This window comes from Burkholderia sp. Bp9143, assembly GCF_003853645.1.
In the GTDB taxonomy this organism is placed as follows: domain Bacteria; phylum Pseudomonadota; class Gammaproteobacteria; order Burkholderiales; family Burkholderiaceae; genus Burkholderia.
In genome coordinates, this window is record NZ_QTPO01000007.1 from 18,321 (window position 1) to 35,695 (window position 17,375).

General features: G+C 69.3%; 13 protein-coding genes and 1 pseudogene. 10 read left to right on the forward strand and 4 right to left on the reverse strand.

The features are described 5' to 3' along the window. The first annotated feature begins 62 nt into the window (after positions 1 to 62). From acnD to DIE23_RS06770, 3 genes are all read left to right on the forward strand, one after another. A complete protein-coding gene (gene acnD / locus DIE23_RS06760; RefSeq protein WP_124611400.1) occupies positions 63 to 2,657 on the forward strand; it encodes a Fe/S-dependent 2-methylisocitrate dehydratase AcnD in 2,595 nt (864 codons plus the stop codon). A 26-nt stretch (positions 2,658 to 2,683) separates the two neighbouring features. Beyond that, positions 2,684 to 3,874, forward strand: coding sequence for a 2-methylaconitate cis-trans isomerase PrpF (gene prpF, locus DIE23_RS06765; protein WP_124611401.1), 1,191 nt, complete (start codon positions 2,684 to 2,686; stop codon positions 3,872 to 3,874). 262 nt (positions 3,875 to 4,136) lie between these two features. Further along, entirely contained in the window at positions 4,137 to 5,189 is a 1,053-nt protein-coding gene (locus DIE23_RS06770; RefSeq protein ID WP_124611402.1) for a CaiB/BaiF CoA-transferase family protein, read from the forward strand. 70 nt (positions 5,190 to 5,259) lie between these two features. Here DIE23_RS06770 and DIE23_RS06775 read toward each other — a convergent pair whose 3' ends face one another. Further along, positions 5,260 to 5,703 carry a PaaI family thioesterase gene (locus tag DIE23_RS06775; protein WP_096507802.1) on the reverse strand — a complete coding sequence of 148 codons (444 nt, stop codon included), beginning with the start codon at positions 5,701 to 5,703 and terminating at the stop codon, positions 5,260 to 5,262. A 259-nt stretch (positions 5,704 to 5,962) separates the two neighbouring features. Here DIE23_RS06775 and DIE23_RS06780 point away from each other — a divergent pair, with 259 nt between their 5' ends. Beyond that, positions 5,963 to 7,591, forward strand: coding sequence for a methyl-accepting chemotaxis protein (locus tag DIE23_RS06780; protein ID WP_124611403.1), 1,629 nt, complete (start codon positions 5,963 to 5,965; stop codon positions 7,589 to 7,591). On the opposite strand, the gene DIE23_RS06785 is transcribed toward DIE23_RS06780, so the two are convergent. Further along, the gene (locus DIE23_RS06785) at positions 7,564 to 8,673 is read right to left on the reverse strand and encodes an AGE family epimerase/isomerase (RefSeq protein ID WP_124611404.1); all 1,110 of its coding nucleotides are present in this window, start codon (positions 8,671 to 8,673) and stop codon (positions 7,564 to 7,566) included. The genes DIE23_RS06780 and DIE23_RS06785 overlap by 28 nt on opposite strands. 113 nt (positions 8,674 to 8,786) lie before the next feature. Between DIE23_RS06785 and DIE23_RS06790 the strand changes: the two are divergent. From DIE23_RS06790 to DIE23_RS06800, 4 genes and pseudogenes are all read left to right on the forward strand, one after another. Further along, positions 8,787 to 9,060, forward strand: a pseudogene (locus tag DIE23_RS06790) (MgtC/SapB family protein); the annotation flags it as partial. Positions 9,061 to 9,278: 218 nt separating this feature from the next. Beyond that, entirely contained in the window at positions 9,279 to 10,706 is a 1,428-nt protein-coding gene (locus tag DIE23_RS06795) for a flagellar hook-length control protein FliK (protein WP_124611405.1), read from the forward strand. Positions 10,707 to 10,881: 175 nt separating this feature from the next. Continuing rightward, entirely contained in the window at positions 10,882 to 11,037 is a 156-nt protein-coding gene (locus DIE23_RS39420) for a hypothetical protein (protein ID WP_185646395.1), read from the forward strand. A 159-nt stretch (positions 11,038 to 11,196) separates the two neighbouring features. Beyond that, a complete protein-coding gene (locus DIE23_RS06800; RefSeq protein ID WP_124611406.1) occupies positions 11,197 to 11,676 on the forward strand; it encodes an N-acetyltransferase in 480 nt (159 codons plus the stop codon). A 430-nt stretch (positions 11,677 to 12,106) separates the two neighbouring features. On the opposite strand, the gene DIE23_RS39425 is transcribed toward DIE23_RS06800, so the two are convergent. Next, positions 12,107 to 12,370: a hypothetical protein gene (locus DIE23_RS39425; RefSeq protein WP_185646396.1), complete on the reverse strand. Its 264-nt coding sequence runs from the start codon at positions 12,368 to 12,370 to the stop codon at positions 12,107 to 12,109. Between DIE23_RS39425 and DIE23_RS40020 the strand changes: the two genes are divergently transcribed. Continuing rightward, on the forward strand, positions 12,297 to 12,533 hold the full coding sequence (locus DIE23_RS40020; RefSeq protein WP_124611407.1) for a hypothetical protein: 237 nt from the start codon (positions 12,297 to 12,299) through the stop codon (positions 12,531 to 12,533). The genes DIE23_RS39425 and DIE23_RS40020 overlap by 74 nt on opposite strands. Before the next feature lie 60 nt (positions 12,534 to 12,593). On the opposite strand, the gene DIE23_RS06815 is transcribed toward DIE23_RS40020, so the two are convergent. Then, positions 12,594 to 15,443, reverse strand: coding sequence for a heavy metal translocating P-type ATPase (locus DIE23_RS06815; RefSeq protein WP_124611408.1), 2,850 nt, complete (start codon positions 15,441 to 15,443; stop codon positions 12,594 to 12,596). A gap of 379 nt (positions 15,444 to 15,822) precedes the next feature. Here DIE23_RS06815 and DIE23_RS06820 point away from each other — a divergent pair, with 379 nt between their 5' ends. Beyond that, entirely contained in the window at positions 15,823 to 17,262 is a 1,440-nt protein-coding gene (locus DIE23_RS06820) for a DUF1254 domain-containing protein (protein WP_124611409.1), read from the forward strand. The last annotated feature ends 113 nt before the right edge of the window (positions 17,263 to 17,375 follow it).

The window sequence follows — 17,375 nt, forward strand, 5'->3', positions numbered from 1 at the left end:
GCGCCCGTGATGCGGGCCGCCGGCGCACGCGGAACGTCTTACCCCGAATTCCGCCCCACATCATGAATACCGCCAACCGCAAACCCCTGCCCGGCACGTCGCTGGACTACTTCGACGCGCGTGCCGCGGTCGAAGCGATCGCCCCCGGCGCGTATGACACGCTGCCGTACACGTCGCGCGTGCTCGCCGAAAACCTCGTGCGCCGCTGCGACCCGGCAATCCTCGCCGATTCGCTGAAGCAGATCGTCGAGCGCAAGCGCGAACGCGACTTCCCGTGGTTCCCGGCGCGCGTGGTGTGCCACGACATCCTCGGCCAGACGGCGCTCGTCGACCTCGCGGGCCTGCGTGACGCGATCGCCGAGCGCGGCGGTGACCCGGCCAAGGTGAACCCGGTCGTGCCCGTGCAGCTGATCGTCGACCACTCGCTCGCCGTCGAATGCGGTGGCTTCGATCCGGACGCGTTCGCGAAGAACCGCGCGATCGAGGATCGCCGCAACGAGGATCGCTTCCACTTCATCGAATGGACCAAGCAGTCGTTCGAGAACGTCGACGTGATCCCGCCGGGCAACGGCATCATGCACCAGATCAACCTGGAGAAGATGTCGCCGGTGATCCAGGCGCAGGACGGCGTCGCGTATCCGGACACCTGCGTCGGCACCGACAGCCACACGCCGCACGTCGACGCGCTCGGCGTGATCGCGATCGGCGTTGGCGGGCTGGAGGCGGAGAACGTGATGCTCGGCCGCGCATCGTGGATGCGCCTGCCCGACATCGTCGGCGTCGAGCTGACCGGCAAGCGCCAGCCCGGCATCACCGCGACCGACGTCGTGCTCGCGCTGACCGAGTTCCTGCGCAAGGAAAAGGTGGTGGGCGCATACCTGGAATTCCGCGGTGCGGGCGCCGCGAGCCTCACGCTCGGCGACCGCGCGACGATCTCGAACATGGCGCCCGAATACGGCGCGACGGCCGCGATGTTCTTCATCGACGGCCAGACGACCGACTACCTGCGCCTCACCGGCCGCAGCGACGAGCAGGTGAAGCTGGTCGAGACCTACGCGAAGGCGGCGGGCCTGTGGGCCGATACGCTGAACAATGCGCAGTACGAGCGCACGCTGACGTTCGACCTGTCGAGCGTGGTGCGCAACATGGCCGGCCCGTCGAACCCGCACAAGCGGCTGCCGACGTCCGATCTCGCCGCACGCGGGATCGCCGGCCAGTGGGAAGAGAAGGCGGGCGAGATGCCCGACGGCGCGGTGATCATCGCCGCGATCACGAGCTGCACGAACACCAGCAACCCGCGCAACGTGATCGCGGCCGCCTTGCTCGCGCGCAACGCGAATGCGAAGGGCCTCACGCGCAAGCCGTGGGTGAAGAGCTCGCTCGCGCCGGGTTCGAAGGCGGTCGAGCTGTATCTGGAAGAAGCGAACCTGCTGCCGGAACTCGAGAAGCTCGGCTTCGGCATCGTCGCGTTCGCGTGCACGACCTGCAACGGGATGTCGGGCGCGCTCGATCCGAAGATCCAGCAGGAGATCGTCGATCGCGACCTGTACGCGACCGCCGTGCTGTCCGGCAACCGCAACTTCGACGGTCGTATCCACCCGTATGCGAAGCAGGCGTTCCTCGCCTCGCCGCCGCTCGTCGTCGCGTATGCGATCGCCGGCACGATCCGCTTCGACATCGAGAAGGACGTGCTCGGCCACGACCAGGACGGCAAGCCCGTCACGCTGAAGGACATCTGGCCGACCGATGAGGAGATCGACGCGATCGTCGCGTCGAGCGTGAAGCCCGAGCAGTTCCGCAAGGTCTACGAACCGATGTTCGCGCGCACGGCCGATGCGGGCGAGCGTGCGGCGCCGCTGTACGACTGGCGCGCGCAGAGCACCTACATCCGCCGTCCGCCGTACTGGGAAGGCGCGCTGGCCGGCGAGCGCACGCTGAAGGGCATGCGTCCGCTCGCGGTGCTCGGCGACAACATCACGACCGACCACCTGTCGCCGTCGAACGCGATCCTCGCGAACAGCGCGGCCGGTGAATACCTGGCAAAGATGGGCCTGCCGGAAGAAGACTTCAACTCGTACGCGACGCACCGGGGAGACCACCTGACCGCGCAGCGCGCGACCTTCGCGAACCCGACGCTGATCAACGAGATGGCGGTCGTCGACGGCGCGGTGAAGAAGGGCTCGCTCGCCCGCGTCGAGCCGGAAGGCCAGGTCATGCGGATGTGGGAAGCGATCGAGACGTACATGAATCGCAAGCAGCCGCTGATCGTGATCGCCGGCGCCGACTACGGCCAGGGCTCGTCGCGCGACTGGGCCGCGAAGGGCGTGCGGCTCGCGGGCGTCGAGGCGATCGTCGCCGAAGGGTTCGAGCGGATCCACCGCACGAACCTGATCGGGATGGGCGTGCTGCCGCTCGAGTTCAAGCCGGGCACGAACCGCACCACGCTCGGCATCGACGGCACCGAGACCTTCGACGTGATCGGCGAGCGTATGCCGCGCGCCGATCTCACGCTCGTGATTCACCGCAAGAACGGCGAGCGTGTCGCGGTGTCGGTGACGTGCCGGCTCGATACGGCCGAGGAAGTGTCGATCTACGACGCGGGCGGCGTGCTGCAGCGTTTCGCGCAGGACTTCCTCGAATCGTCGCAGGCGGCTTGACCGGGTCACACAGGGATAACGCAAACATGGCTCACATTCCTCAAATCAGGATTCCGGCGACCTACATCCGCGGCGGCACCAGCAAGGGCGTGTTCTTCCGGCTGCAGGACCTGCCGGATGCCGCGCAGACGCCGGGCGCCGCGCGCGACGCGCTGCTGCTGCGCGTGATCGGCAGCCCCGATCCGTACGGCAAGCAGATCGACGGGATGGGCGGCGCGACGTCGTCCACCAGCAAGACGGTGATCGTGTCGAAGAGCACGCGGCCCGGCCACGACGTAGACTACCTGTTCGGGCAGGTCGCGATCGACAAGGCGTTCGTCGACTGGACCGGCAACTGCGGCAACCTGTCGGCGGCCGTCGGCCCGTTCGCGATCAGCGGCGGCCTCGTGGATGCGTCGCGCGTGCCGCGCGACGGCGTCGCGACCGTGCGGATCTGGCAGGCGAACATCGGCAAGACGATCGTTGCGCACGTGCCGATCACGAACGGCGCGGTGCAGGAGACGGGCGACTTCGAGCTGGACGGCGTCACGTTCCCGGCCGCCGAGGTGCAGCTCGAGTTCATGGACCCGGCCGCCGACGAAGAAGGCTCGGGCGGGTCGATGTTCCCGACCGGCAACCTCGTCGACGACCTGGCCGTGCCGGGCATCGGCACGCTGAAGGCGACGATGATCAACGCGGGGATCCCGACCATCTTCGTCGAGGCCGAGGCGATCGGCTATACGGGCACGGAGCTGCAGGACGCGATCAACGGCGACGCGAAGGCGCTCGAGAAGTTCGAGACGATCCGCGCGCACGGCGCGCTGCGCATGGGCCTGATCGACACGCTCGATGAAATCGCGACGCGGCAGCACACGCCGAAGGTCGCATTCGTCGCGAAGCCGGCCGACTATGTCGCGTCTAGCGGCAAGCGCGTGAATGCGGGCGAGATCGACCTGCTGGTGCGCGCGATGTCGATGGGCAAGCTGCACCACGCGATGATGGGCACGGCGGCGGTCGCGATCGGCACGGCCGCGGCGATCCCCGGCACGCTCGTCAACCTTGCGGCGGGCGGCGGTGAACGCAACGCGGTGCGCTTCGGTCACCCGTCGGGCACGCTGCGTGTCGGCGCGGAAGCGCAGCTCGAAAACGGCGAGTGGACCGTCACGAAGGCGATCATGAGCCGCAGCGCGCGCGTGCTGATGGAAGGCTGGGTGCGGGTGCCGGGGGATGCGTTCTGACGCACGACGGCTTTCGCGTGCAAGCCTGCACGAGCGAACCTCGTCCCGATCCCTGCGAAGCGGAACCGCTGCGCAGGGATTTTTTTATTTGACGCACGCAATCCGGCGGGCAAGGCATCGCGCGTGCGTGCGGGCCGCTTACGCTGACTGACCGCAAGGCTTGGGACCATGCGTAAGCGGTAAAGCGCTAACGCGGGTCGACCGCGAAGCATGGGACCCACGTAAGCGCTAAAGCGCTAACGTGGGTCGACAGGAGAATCGTATGTCGCTTGGTGCCCCGCTTTCCGGCGTCCATATCGTCGAATTCGAAGGCCTCGGCCCCGGCCCGCTCGCGGGCTGGATGCTTGCCGGAATGGGCGCGCGCATCACGCTGATCGCGCGTCCGGCCGGCCGCACGAGTGCGCCGGACGCATTGCAGGGCCGCGACGGCGACCTGCTGCGCGAAGGCAAGACGATCGTCGAACTCGATCTGAAAACCCCGGCCGGCCGCGACGCGGCGCTCGCGCTGATCGCGCAGGCCGACGCGCTGATCGAGGGGCTGCGGCCGGGCGTGATGGAGCGCCTCGGCCTCGGTCCCGACGATTGCGCACGCCGCAATCCGAAGCTCGTCTACGGACGGATGACGGGCTGGGGCCAGGACGGCCCGCTTGCGACGGCCGCCGGGCACGACCTGAACTACGTCGCGCTGACGGGGCTGCTGTCGCTGTCCGCACCGCGCGACGGCCGGCCCGGCGTGCCGCCGACGGTCGTCGGCGATGCGGGCGGCGCGCTCGGGCTCGCGTTCGGGATCGTCTGCGCGCTGTTCGCCGTGCGCGGCGGCGGCCCCGGGCGCGTGGTCGACGGCGCGATCGTCGACATCGTGTCGATGCTCGGCTCGCTCGCGCTGTGGGCGCGTGCGAACGGGCAGCTCGACGGCGCGCAGCCGAGCCTCTTCCACGACGCGCCGTTCTACGACGTGTATCGCTGCGCGGACGGCGAATGCGTGACGATCGGCGCGCTCGAGCCGCCGTTCTATGCGCTGCTGGTCGAGCGGCTCGGGCTGACCGACGTCGATCCGGCGTCGCAGTACGATCGTGCGCGCTGGCCGGCGCTGAAGGCGCGTTTCGCCGAGGTGTTCGCGCGGCAGTCGTCCGCACACTGGCGCGCGCTGCTCGAAGGCAGCGACGCGTGCTTTGCTCCGGTGCTGAGCGTGGCTGAAGCGGTGGAGCATCCGCACAATGCGGCGCGCGGGATTTATCGCATCGACGGGAACGGCAACATTCGCGCGCGCGTGGCGCCGCGGTACCTGCCGTTGAAGGAAGATGACGCGGGCTGACTGAGCCGGGAGCGCGTAGCTTGCCGCCGCGTGCACTCCGCCGTGTTTCCCGATATCGGCTGCCGGACGCTTACGCCGTTTCCTCCGGCGCATCCGGCATCTTGCCGTCGCCGACGCGGTTGATCGTGCCTTGCGCGATCGCGACGAGCCGCTCGTGATCGCCGTCGATGACGAACACGTGACACTGGCAGGTCGCCTGGTGCCGGCCCGCGTAGACGACCTTCGCGCGCGCGACGAGCGTGCCGTTCACGGCCGGCCGCAGGTAGTTGATCTTGTATTCGGCGGTGATGACGCGCGGGCCGAGCACGAGCGCGCCGGCGAAGGTCAGCGCGTTGTCGGCGAGATAGCCGATCACGCCGCCGTGCACGAAGCCGTGCTGCTGCCGCAGTTCTTCCCGCACCGGCAGGCACAGCGACACCTCGTTGTCGCCGATATGCATCAGCTGCGTGCCCAGCAGCATGCTGAACGGTTGCGCGCGCAATGCGCCGCGCGCATGGTCCGTGATGTCCGTCATCGACTTCCTCGCAATGCGTGTCCGCTTGCGCTGAACTCTAGGAAGGGGGCTGCGGATAAGCAAGGAAATTCGTCCGCATTGCGTGCAATTGCCGGCGCGATGCGACGCGATTATTGCGTCGAATGCGCGAGTTGTGCGCGTTTGCGGGCGATTCGTCGGGAATGACGGAAATGCCCGGGCCGGGAGCCTAAAGTCCGACGAAGAAATGCCGCTAATGCCGGGGCATTGCTCCATCGTCGGCTCTCCAGGAATCTCCCCCATGTTCGGAAAAATCAAGCTCGCGTCGGGTCTGCTCGGCGTGTTGACCGTGTTTTGCCTCTTTCTGTTCGCGATCGAGGCGCTCGGCTTCTGGGCGCTCGCGTCGACGCGCAGCGGCGTCGACGACCTGTCGAGCGTCGCAATCGCGCAGGTCGACGCGGCCAGCCAGGCGACCGAGCGCCTGCTCGACGCCCGTGTGAACCTGTCGCGTGCCGGCACGCGGATGGTGCGCGGCGGCCCGAAGCCCGACGAGATCATCCGCCATGCCAGCGCTTCGCTCGTCGAAGCGGACAAGGCGTTTGCCGCGCTGACGGCCGCACAGGCCGTCGACGCCACGAACCGCGCGCGCGTCGCGGCGCTCGCCGAGCGCTATCGCGCGCTGCGCGGCGCGCTGGGCGAACTCGTGCAGTTCCTCGATGCCGACAACATCCAGGCGTTCCTCGACCAGCCGACCCAAGGCTTCCAGGACGCGTACCTCGCCGAACTGCACCGCTTCGCGGACTACGGCGGTGCGTCGAGCCGCGATGCGCTCGCCACGATCGACAGCGGGATGCAGTGGTTCAAGTGGGTCGGCATCGTGCTGCTGGTGGCGATGCTCGCGGCGAGCGCGGCCATCTACGCGGCCGCGCGGCGTGCGGTCGTCGCGCCGCTGGACGAAGCAGGCCGCCATTTCGAGCGGATCGCGCAGGGCCGGCTGGACGAAGCCGTGCGGGCGGGCGGCGTGTTCGAGATCGACCGGATGCTGCGCGGCCTCGCCGCGATGCAGGCGAGCATCGCGGACACCGTGCGCACCGTGCGTCACGCGTCCGACGCGATTCACCTCGGCGCGGGCGAGATCGCCGGCGGCAACGCGGACCTGTCCGCGCGCACGGGCACGCAGGCCGCGTCGCTGGAGGAAACCGCCGCGAGCATGGAGGAACTGACCGCGACCGTCCGCCAGAACACCGACAGCGCGCGTGCGGCCAGCGCGCTGGCCGACGCGGCGCTCGACGCGACGCGCCACGGCGGCGGCGTGGTCGACAGCGTGATCGACCGGATGCGCGGCATCGCGCAGAGCTCCGGGCGGATCGCGGAGATCATTTCGGTGATCGACGGCATTGCCTTCCAGACCAATATCCTCGCGCTGAACGCGGCGGTCGAGGCCGCGCGGGCCGGCGAGCAGGGCCGCGGCTTCGCGGTGGTCGCGGGCGAAGTGCGCTCGCTCGCGCAGCGCAGCGCGCAATCGGCGAAGGAGATCAAGGCGCTGATCGAGGAGTCGGTCGCGCAGATCGACGGCGGCTCGGAACTCGTCGAGCGTGCCGGCGACGCGATGCGGACGGTGTCGGCGTCGATCACGCGGGTCGTGCAGACGATGTCGGAGATCACGGCCGCGTCGGTCGAGCAGAGCGTCGGTATCGAGCAGGTGAACCAGGCCGTCACGCAGATGGACCAGCTGACGCAGCAGAACGCGGCACTGGTGGAGGAAGTCGCGGCGGCGGCCGCGTCGCTGAACGACCAGACCGCGCACCTGATGCAGGCGGTGTCGGTGTTCGAACTGGGCGACGCGCGCGCGGCTCGCGGTGCCCGCGATGAGCGCGGGTCGCCGTCGTTTGCCGACGCCGGTTACGAAACGGCGGGCAGCGCCGCGTAAGCGGTCGCGAGGTGGTAGGGCGTGGTCGACGGCATGTCGGCGCGCGACACCTGCCCGTCGGCCGTCTTGCACTCGAACCAGCCGCGCGGATGCAGGAAGCGCGCGGCGAAGCGCTCGATCTGCTGCGCGAGCGGCGCGGACGCCGGCGTGCCGCCGTGCGTGGCCAGCGCGCGCAGGTATTCGGTCTGCGCCCAGATCCGCTGCGTGCCGTCGATGCATGCGCCTCGTGCGTCGACCGCCGCGCACACGGCGCCCGTCCGCGGATCGACGCCGTGCTGCTCGGCGAACGCGAACGCGCGCGCGAGTGCGTCGGGGAGCCCGGTTTGCGCGAGGCGCGCGCCGGCCGCGTCGACCAGATAGAACCATTCGAACTGGTGGCCGGGCTCGAAGCGGTTGTCAGCCGCCCCGAGCGGCAGCTCGGCGACGCAGCCGGTCGCCGTATCGACGAACGTGCGCTCGACGGCCTGCGCGGTGCGCGCGAGCGCATCGTCGAACGCCGCGTCGCCGAACGCATCGGCGGCCGCAAGCCATGCTTCGGTCAGGTGCATCAGCGGGTTCTGCAGTGCGCCGCTGCCCGATGACGAGAAATCGGCGTGACGCGCGGCGTCGAGCAGCGCGTCGCCCCGCTGCGGCGCGAAGCGGTCCTGGATCAGCGCGGCGGTGTCCTCGGCGACCGTGCGCGCCGCGGCGTCGCCCGACGCCGCATGCCATGCGGCGCACGCGAACACGATGAACGCATGCGTATAAAGGTCCTTGGTCGTGTCGAGCGGCGCGCCTTGCGCGTCGACGCTGTAGAACCAGCCGCCGTGGCGCGGGTCGCGGAAGCGGCTGCACAGCGAGTCGAACAGCGTGGCCGCGTGCGCGGTGTTGCCGGCCTGCGCGAACACGAACAGCTGCCGCGCGCAGGCCATGGCGCGATAACGGGTGACGGGCAGCGGGGCATGGGTGGCCGGATCGACGGCCTCGAACGGCAGCCGCAGCGTGTGTTCGAACCCTGAACCCTGCCAGATCGGCAAGACGACGTGCGCGAAATGATGGCGCAACAGGGCGGCCTGGGCGGAAGCGGAGTCGGAAACGGACATGACGGGGTTATGCGCTTGGATCGAAACGTGTCGGCGCGGCCCGGAGGATCGGCGCGGCCGGGGCCAAGGATAAAACATTCCGCGCGGCCGACGCTAAAAAAGAGATAAATCGGATGCTCGGCAACCCGGAACGCGTGAGGCGGCCGGTTCTCGCGGCGGCGCTCGGCAGCGTCATCGGCATCGAGCGCGAGCGCCTTTCCTGGGCGGCCGGCCTGCGCACGCACATGCTGGTCTGTGTCGGCTCGACGCTCATCATGATCGTGTCGGCGTTCGGTTTCGCCGATGTGCTGGGCAGCAGCGAACACATCGTGCTCGATCCGTCGCGGATCGCCCGCGCAGGTGGTATCGGGCATCGGTTTCCTCGGCGCGGGCTCGATCCTGCTGCGCATCGCGCTCGGGCGCGTGTCGGATCTCGCATATCGCGCGATCCGCGACAAGCTGCGCGGGCTGTCTTGCGTGACGCGATTCGAGGAAGGCGGCGGGCTGTCGGGCGACGAATCGACGGCATCCGATCGGCCGGATCGGCGATTGGTCATGCGACAATGGCCGGTCACTGATTCCGTTCGACATCCGGTTCCGCGTTCGCGGGCCTGTAATCCGACTCCATGACCGAATCCGTATCCCTGCCTCGCTCCCGTTCCCGCTCCCGCTCCGGCCGTTCGTCGGCCCGTTCGCGTCCGCGCTCCGTCGCGGCTGCGGCTGACACCGCCGCCAGGGCAACCGCGCGGTCCGGCAATGCGGCGGGCGGCGATGCGCCGCGGGACGAACGCACGCTCGACCTGTTCGGCGATCCGGTGCTCGAGCCGGCTGCGCGTGCGCCGGCCGTCTCGCGTGATGACGCGGTGGCGGACGCCGAGACGGTGGCCGCCGTCGCGGACGGCGAGGACGCCGGTCGGCAGGCGACGCTGGATGGATTCGGCACGCCGGGCGTCGCCGCCGGCACGGTCGAGCCGGCTCTCGACGTCGCGACGACGATGGAGCCTGCCTCGATGCGTCGAAACGGCGATGGGGTCGATGCCGATGTCGTGCACGCGTCCGCTGCCAACGCGACGAAGCCCGGCGAGGCGCGGCTGTCCGCTGGCGGCGACGTGATTCCAGCCGGTGAGCCGGCAACCGACGGCGGCCAGGTGAAGGCCGGCGGCGTGTCGGAAGCGGGCGACGCGGCCGGGACGAACGCCGATCGTTCGACGGCGAATGCCGAGGCGGTGCGTGGTACGGTCGATGCGGTTATCGGCGACCGTCCCGTGAAAGCGGGCGGCGAGGCCGAAGGCGCCGCCGCGCCGGTCACGCACGATGACGCAGCGCGGGCGCCCGGCGAGACCACGAAGGGGCGTCGCGCATCGTCCGGCGGCAAGCGACGCGCGACCGCCGGCGCGCGCGAAGCGGCAGCGCCAGCGATGCGTGGTGAGCCGGAAGCAGCGGCCGTCGGCGCCGAGTCGGAAGCGACTCCGACGCAGCACACTGCGCCATCCGCCGAACCGCAGGCAACCGTCGAACCGGCCGAGCCCGTCGCTGCCACGATTGCCGCGAGAACCCGTGACGCTGCGCGAGCAGCCGCGGCGCCGGCCTCGCCGGTCGTGCAGCCGATGGCGTCCGCGGCGTCGTTCGTGACGAAGCCGTCGGCGGATCGTGAGCAATCCGCCGCGCCGAGCGCGCCGGCCTTCGATCCCGACACGCATCTGCGCCCGCTGTCGGATCGGCTCGCGACGCTGCAGACCGAGACGGCCGGCATGAAGCAGGCGGCCGATCGCGAGATGCGTCGCGTCAACCGGCTGCTGCTGGCGCTCGCGATCGTCCTGTTCGCGGGGCTCGTCACACTGGTGCTGCAAACGCGGCAGATCGCGAACCTGAAGCAGGAACTGGACGCCCGGCAACAGCGGATCGATCGGCTGGCTGCCGATTTGTCGACGCAGCAGGCAACGCTGATGACGCTCGCGGAACACCACGAAGCAATGCTGTCGCAGGTCGACCGGCTTCAGCGCAATGCGAATCGCGAGGCGGCGGCCGCGAAGCGCGCGCGTCGAACGCACTAGATCTTCCGACCCTACCTGCAAACGCCTGCCTGACAAGGCACGTCGTGGCGGGCTGTCCGTCGCCGGTGGTGCGGGTGCGGCAAACTGATGCGGTGCGCTGGCAGAGTTCAGGGAAAACCCTTAGAATGGAGCTCATCTAAGGGAAAACCCTAGCGCCATCTGTCAGGAGTCTCACATGAGCTTCATTCTTGCCCTGCTGCAAAAGATCGACGACCTGTTCGTCTCCCCGCACCTGCCGCTCGACGCGGAATATTCATACGCTGCGCGTCACGCCGAAGCTGAACGCATGCGTCGTGCGAACCTCGTGCCGATCGTCCTGTACCGTCGCTGATTCGCTGATTCGCTGATTCGCTGATTCGCTGATTCGCTGATTCGCTGATTCGGCGCGGCGCCCGCCGCAACTGCCTGCCGGTTTTCCACCGCCGCATCGCGCGCCGGTGCGATCGTCCCGCTACACTGGAAGTTCGACTTCCCTCGCGACCCCCGGGCCATGCTGCAGATGCGGCCGATGACGGCCGGCGAATTCCACGCATATCGCACGCGCGCCATCGACGGCTACGCGCGCGATCTCGTGTCATCCGGGCAGAACGCGACCGACGACGCGGCGGGCCGCGCCCGCGCCTGCTTCGATACGCTGCTTCCCGACGGCCTGCTCACCTCCGGGCAGACGCTCGTCCAACTGATCGATACCACCAGCGGCGACACGGTCGGTGACCTCTGGTACGCAATCGTGCCCGAAGGGCCGAACCGTACGCTGTTCATCTACGACCTCGACATCGTCCCGACCCGGCGCCGCCAGGGCTGGGCCACACGCACGCTCGATGCACTCGAGGCCGAGGCGCGCCGTCATGGCGTCACCGAGATCGGACTGTCGGTGTTCAATCACAACACGGCTGCCCGGGCGCTGTATCGGGCGTGCGGCTTCGCGCCGATCACGACGACGCTGATCAAGCCGGTTGTCCCGGGCTAGCGGCGAAGATCCGAACTCCGCAGGCTCAGCGTTTGCGGTTCGACACGTTTTCGCGTGAGAGCGCGCATGAGTGGCGGCGCACTCTGGAGTGGGCTCGTGAACCCGATTTAACGTCTTGAACCCGGTGCGCTCCAATTTGCATAGCGACTGAAATCCAGCGTAGCCCCTCTATGATGGGACGCCAAAATCTTGGTGTACTCAATCGTCAACAAACGAGGATAACGAACGATGGAGAACAGGTACGCTGCCGAACGCGGTATTCCGACCGTCCCCGCTTGCGCGCGTGCGTCCATTTCGCTCCGATTCGATGGGCGTTTTTTGGTCATGACGGGGAATGCAACCGGGGTATATCCTGCAGTTTCCGGCCGTCCGGACAATCGCGGTAATTTCGATTATTCGGGCGCTCGCCAACAGATGGAAAATGTTGGCCCTATACCTTCACGTCATGCCCGGGACCCGGACGTTCGGTCGCGGTGGGTTCTTTATCCACGGCGGCACGCACTCCGGTTCCGCCGGATGCATCAATCTCCATTCGGGAATGGAAAATTTCGTTCGCGAGATCGATGCGGCAACGAAGGGCGCGCCCGAGTGCTACGTTCCACTGACGGTTCAATACTGACATGCGAAAACGCCCATTGCGCATATTGATCGGTGCAGCACTGCTGATTTCAATCTTGTTCGTTTTTGCATTCAACGCGATCAATCTGAACGAGGCGTACGGCGACGGTCCGCCTTACTACTCGCGCACGACCAATATGGATAAATGGGCGAGTCCGCTTCCGTTGCTGAGTATCGTCGACGGAGCGATGTTGGTCGCAATTGGCGCGTATTGTTTCTGGGTTCGCCGAGGTCGATGAATCTGCAAGCGGCGGCAAGCAGGCGGGCTGCTGTCCCGCCCGTTTTCGCACGTCGCCGCCTCACCGTGCCCGCCCTTTCCATCTCCTCAGCAGCAACGCGTTCGTCACGACGCTGACGCTGGAAAACGCCATCGCCGCTCCCGCGATCACCGGATTCAGCCAGCCGAGCGCCGCGAGCGGCACGCCGATCAGGTTGTAGATGAACGCCCAGAACAGGTTCTGCTGGATCTTCCGGTACGTCCGCTTCGAGATGTCGATCGCATCGGCGACGAGCGCCGGGTCGCCGCGCATCAGCGTGATGCCGGCCGTATGCATCGCGACGTCGGTGCCGGTCGCCATCGCGATGCCGACGTCGGCCGCGGCGAGCGCGGGCGCGTCGTTGATCCCGTCGCCGACCATCGCGACGATCCCGCCGTGCGTGCGCTTCAGCTCGGCCACCACGCGCGCCTTGTCGTCGGGCAGCACCTGCGCATGCACTTCGCCGATCCCGAGTGCCGCCGCGACGGCCGCCGCGCTGCCGCGGTTGTCGCCTGTTACAAGCACGCTCGCGACGCCGCGTGCCGACAGGGCCGCGACCGCGTCGCGCGCGCCGGGCTTCACGGTGTCGCCGAATGCGATTAGCGCGAGCAGCGCACGCGGCGCATCGGCGCGCATCAGCCACGAAATCGTGTTGCCCGCGCGCTCGAGTTCCGCGGCACGCGCGTCGAGTTCGGGCGGCACGACGATGCCGAGTTCATCGCGCCAGCGGGTGCTGCCGAGCGCGAGCAGCTGCCCGTCGACGCGCGCTTCGACGCCACGTCCGGCCACCGCGCGCGCGTCGGCCGCGATGACCTCGGTCGAACCCGTGGCGCCGCCGCGGGCCACGACGTCCGCATCGTGCGCGGCGACCACGGCGCGCGCGAGCGGGTGATCGCTTTGCCGCTGAACCGCGGCCGCGAGCGTGAGCGCTTGCTCACGCGGGATGCCGACCGCGTCGAACGCCGTCACGGACGGCTTGCCTTCGGTCAGCGTGCCGGTCTTGTCGAACGCGATCACGGTGGTGCGCTGCGCGAGTTCGAGCGCCTGCGCGTCCTTGATCAGCACGCCGTGGCGGGCCGCGACGCCGGTGCCGGCCATGATCGCGGCGGGCGTCGCGAGGCCGAGCGCGCACGGGCACGCGATGACGAGCACCGCGACCGCGTTGAGGATCGCCGTTTCGATGCCCGCGCCGGCGATCAGCCAACCGATCAGCGTCAGCGCGGCGATGCCGAGGATCGCCGGCACGAACACTTCGCTCACGCGATCGACGAGCCGCTGGATCGGCGCCTTTTCCGCCTGCGCGGATTCGACGAGGCGAATGATGCGCGCGAGCGTCGTTTCCGCGCCGATGGCGGTGGTTTCGACGACGAGCGCGCCTTCGCCGTTGATCGACCCGGCCGTGACCGGATCGCCGTCGTCCTTCGGCACCGGCAGGCTTTCGCCGGTGATCAGCGATTCGTCGACGTGCGAGCGGCCCGACACGATCCGGCCGTCGACGGGCACGCGCTCGCCGGGACGGATGCTGACGGTCGTGCCGACGCGTACCTGCGCCAGCGGCACGTCGCGTTCGACGCCGTGCTCGACGACGCGCGCACGGTCGGGGCGCAGCGCGTTCAGCGCGCGGATCGCCTCGGTCGTCTGGCGTTTCGCGCGTGCTTCGAGCCATTTGCCGAAGCGGACCAGCGTGATGATGACGGCCGATGCCTCGAAATACAGGTGGCCGGGGTGCGCGGGGTCGCGCAGCAGCATCCACAGGCTCAGGCCGAACGCGGCCGAGGTGCCGAGCGCGACGAGCAGGTCCATGTTGCCGGTGCGTGCCTTCACCGCATGCCAGGCAGCGCGGTAGAAGCGCGCGCCGAAGCCGAACTGGACGATCGACGCGAGCACGAACTGCAGCCAGCCGTGCAGCATCGCGTCGATGCCGAACGGCGCGACGAGCATCGGCACGACGAGCGGCGCGCTCAGCACGGCCGAGCCGATCACCAGATTGCGCTCGCGGATGGCTTCGCGGCGCTTGCGGGCGTCGGGGGCTCGCGCGGGGACGCCGTCGCGGGCTTCGGCGGCACTGGCGGCACCGGCGTCCGGCGCGGCGGCGAGCGACGCGCGGTAGCCGGCCGTCGTGACTGCCGCGATCAGTGCGGCGGCGTCGAGCGTGCCGGCGCCGTGCACCGACGCGCGCTCGGTCGCGAGATTGACCGATGCGCGCGCGACGCCCGGCACCGCGGCCAGCGCTTTCTCGACGCGGCCGGCGCAGGAGGCGCAGGTCATGCCGTCGATGTCGAGTTCGATACTGGCGGGGGCGGCAGGCATCGCGGTGCTGGTAGCTGCGCCCGCGGCATTCGGTGCCGTCGGCGTCGCGCCGTAGCCGGCCTGCTTGACGGCATCCGCCAGTTGCGACGCGGAAACGCCCGCCGTGGCATCGACCGTCGCGCGTTCGGTCGCGAGGTTGACGGACGCGCGCGTGACACCCGGCACCTTCGCGAGCGCTTTCTCGACGCGCGACACGCACGACGCGCAGGTCATGCCGTCGATATCGAGTTCGATCGTGGCGGCGGTCGCGGGCAATGCCGCCGCCGCCGTTGCGGGCCGGGCTTTCGCGTGCGTCGCGTGCCCGGCGTGCTGCGCATGCGCGGCCGCAACGGCTTCGACCGGCGCTCCGCGCACGGCCGAGCGATAGCCGGCCGCGCCGACCGCGTCGACGAGCCGCGCGGGCTCGACCGTGTCCTGCACGGTCACCGTCGCCGCATGCGCGTCGAGATCGACCGCGGCCTCGACGACGCCCGGCACGGCGGCCAGCGCACGCTGCACGCGGCCCGTGCAGCCGCCGCAATGCATGCCGTCGACGGACAGTTCGATCGTATGCACTTCGGCGGAGGCGAGTGGTTCAGTCATGTCGGATTCCCCAAAAGCGCGGTTCGTGCCGCGAATGACCCCAGTATCAACATTCCCATGATGGGAAGGTCAAGGGGTGGCGATGCAATACAGGATCGTGCCGACGGCCGACGTATTCTCGCCCGTCATGCCGGCCCGCAGGCGGCGGGCTGCTCTCGATAGGGGGCTGGATCAACGAAGGTTCGGGCCGACGGCGGTCCGGCTAGCGCTCCGCCCGCTATTCGGCATATTGGGGGATGCCCTTAGGCGCTATGATACCGGCCTGACATCAGCGCCCGCCTTGCGAAGCGGCGACCGGGCAGGCTGGGGTGCCTTGCTTTCGCCGATCGTGAGTCGAACAAGGCGTTGACTGACAAGAACGATATTCGGCCAGTACTCAATGATTGAAAACCTACGAGAATCAATTTCTCCGCGGCGTGCGGCATGCGCGTCGCTGGCCCTGGCGGCGCTGCTGGCGGGATGCGCGTCGCAACCGGACGCGATCCAGCGGAAAACCGGCTGGACGCGCGCCGAAGTGGCCGACTCTTATGTATACGCGTATCCGCTCGTGCTGATGGACGTCGCGAAGGAAGCCGCGACGGGCGGCGACGGCGCGCAGCCGGGCCAGGCGCCGCTCAACACGCTGCGTCACGCGCAGGCGCTGCCGCCCGTCGGCGCGCTCAACCCGCCGCTGCCGGGCGTCGACACGCTCGACTCGACCGGCTGGCTCGACGTCGGCGCCGAGCCGGCGATCGTGACGCTGCCGGACACCCGCGGCCGCTACTGGGATGCCCGCGCGCTCGACATGTGGACGAACGTGCTGTGGTCGTCGTCGAGCGTGGCGGCGCGTGGCGCTCGCGGCGCCGTGCGATCGCAAACGATTGCCTTCGCCGCGAAGGACTGGCAGGGCACGCTGCCGAAGGGCGCGGTGCGTATCGACGTGCCGTCGGCCAACGCGTGGCTCGAAGTGCGGCTGCAGACGAGCGGCGGCCGCGACCTCACGAACGTGAAGAAGCTGCAGCGGGCGATCCGCGTGGTGCCGCTGTCCGTCTACACGGGCAGCGCGCGCGGCGCGTCGGTCGCGGTCCATGCGGGCAGCGCGCCGTCGGAAGCGGTGGGCGGCGGCACGCCGGCCGAGCAGGTGGCCGCGCTCGACCCGAAGGCGTTCTTCACGCGCTTCGCGCAGGCGCTGCAGGACAACCCGGCACCTGCCGACGATGCGCACGCGCAGGAACAGCTGAACGACATCGGCGTGACGGCCGGCTACCCGGTGCTGTGGACGGGCGATCGCCTGAGCGCCGCGACGGCCGGCGTCGCCGAGGCGCGCGTGCGGCTCGCGACGCCGCCGTCGAACCTGCTGAACGCGAACGGCTGGAGCTGGATCGGCGACACGGCCGGCAAGTACGGCCAGGACTATGCGCTGCGGGCCTACGCGGCCTACACGCAGTTCGGTACCGCGACGCGTGACGACGAGACGCTCGCGCTCGTGCGCGTCGACAGCGACGGCCATCCGCTGAACGGCGCGAACCGCTACGTACTGCACTTCGCGCCGGGCGCGCTGCCGCCGGTGCGCGGGTTCTGGTCGCTCACGCCGTACGCGACGAACGACGCGCTGCCCGACGTCGGCTCGGCGCGCCGCTCGCTCGGCGACCGCGACCGGCTGCGCCGCAACCACGACGGCTCGATCGACGTGGTCGTGTCGGCGTCGCCGGGCGGCACGCATGCGGCCAACTGGCTGCCGGCGCCGCGCACCGATTTCGCGCTCGCGCTGCGCCTCTACGCACCGAAGCCGCAAGCGAGCGACGGCTCGTGGATGCCGCCCGTCGTCGTCCGGAAATGAACGGATAGGCGCCGCCGCTGTCCGATCCGCGGGCGCGGCGCTCGCGCCAGAGCGCCGTTCCGTCACCACCTGAGCCTATACTTTCGGGATAGCGTGTGCGGCCGTGCCGGTTT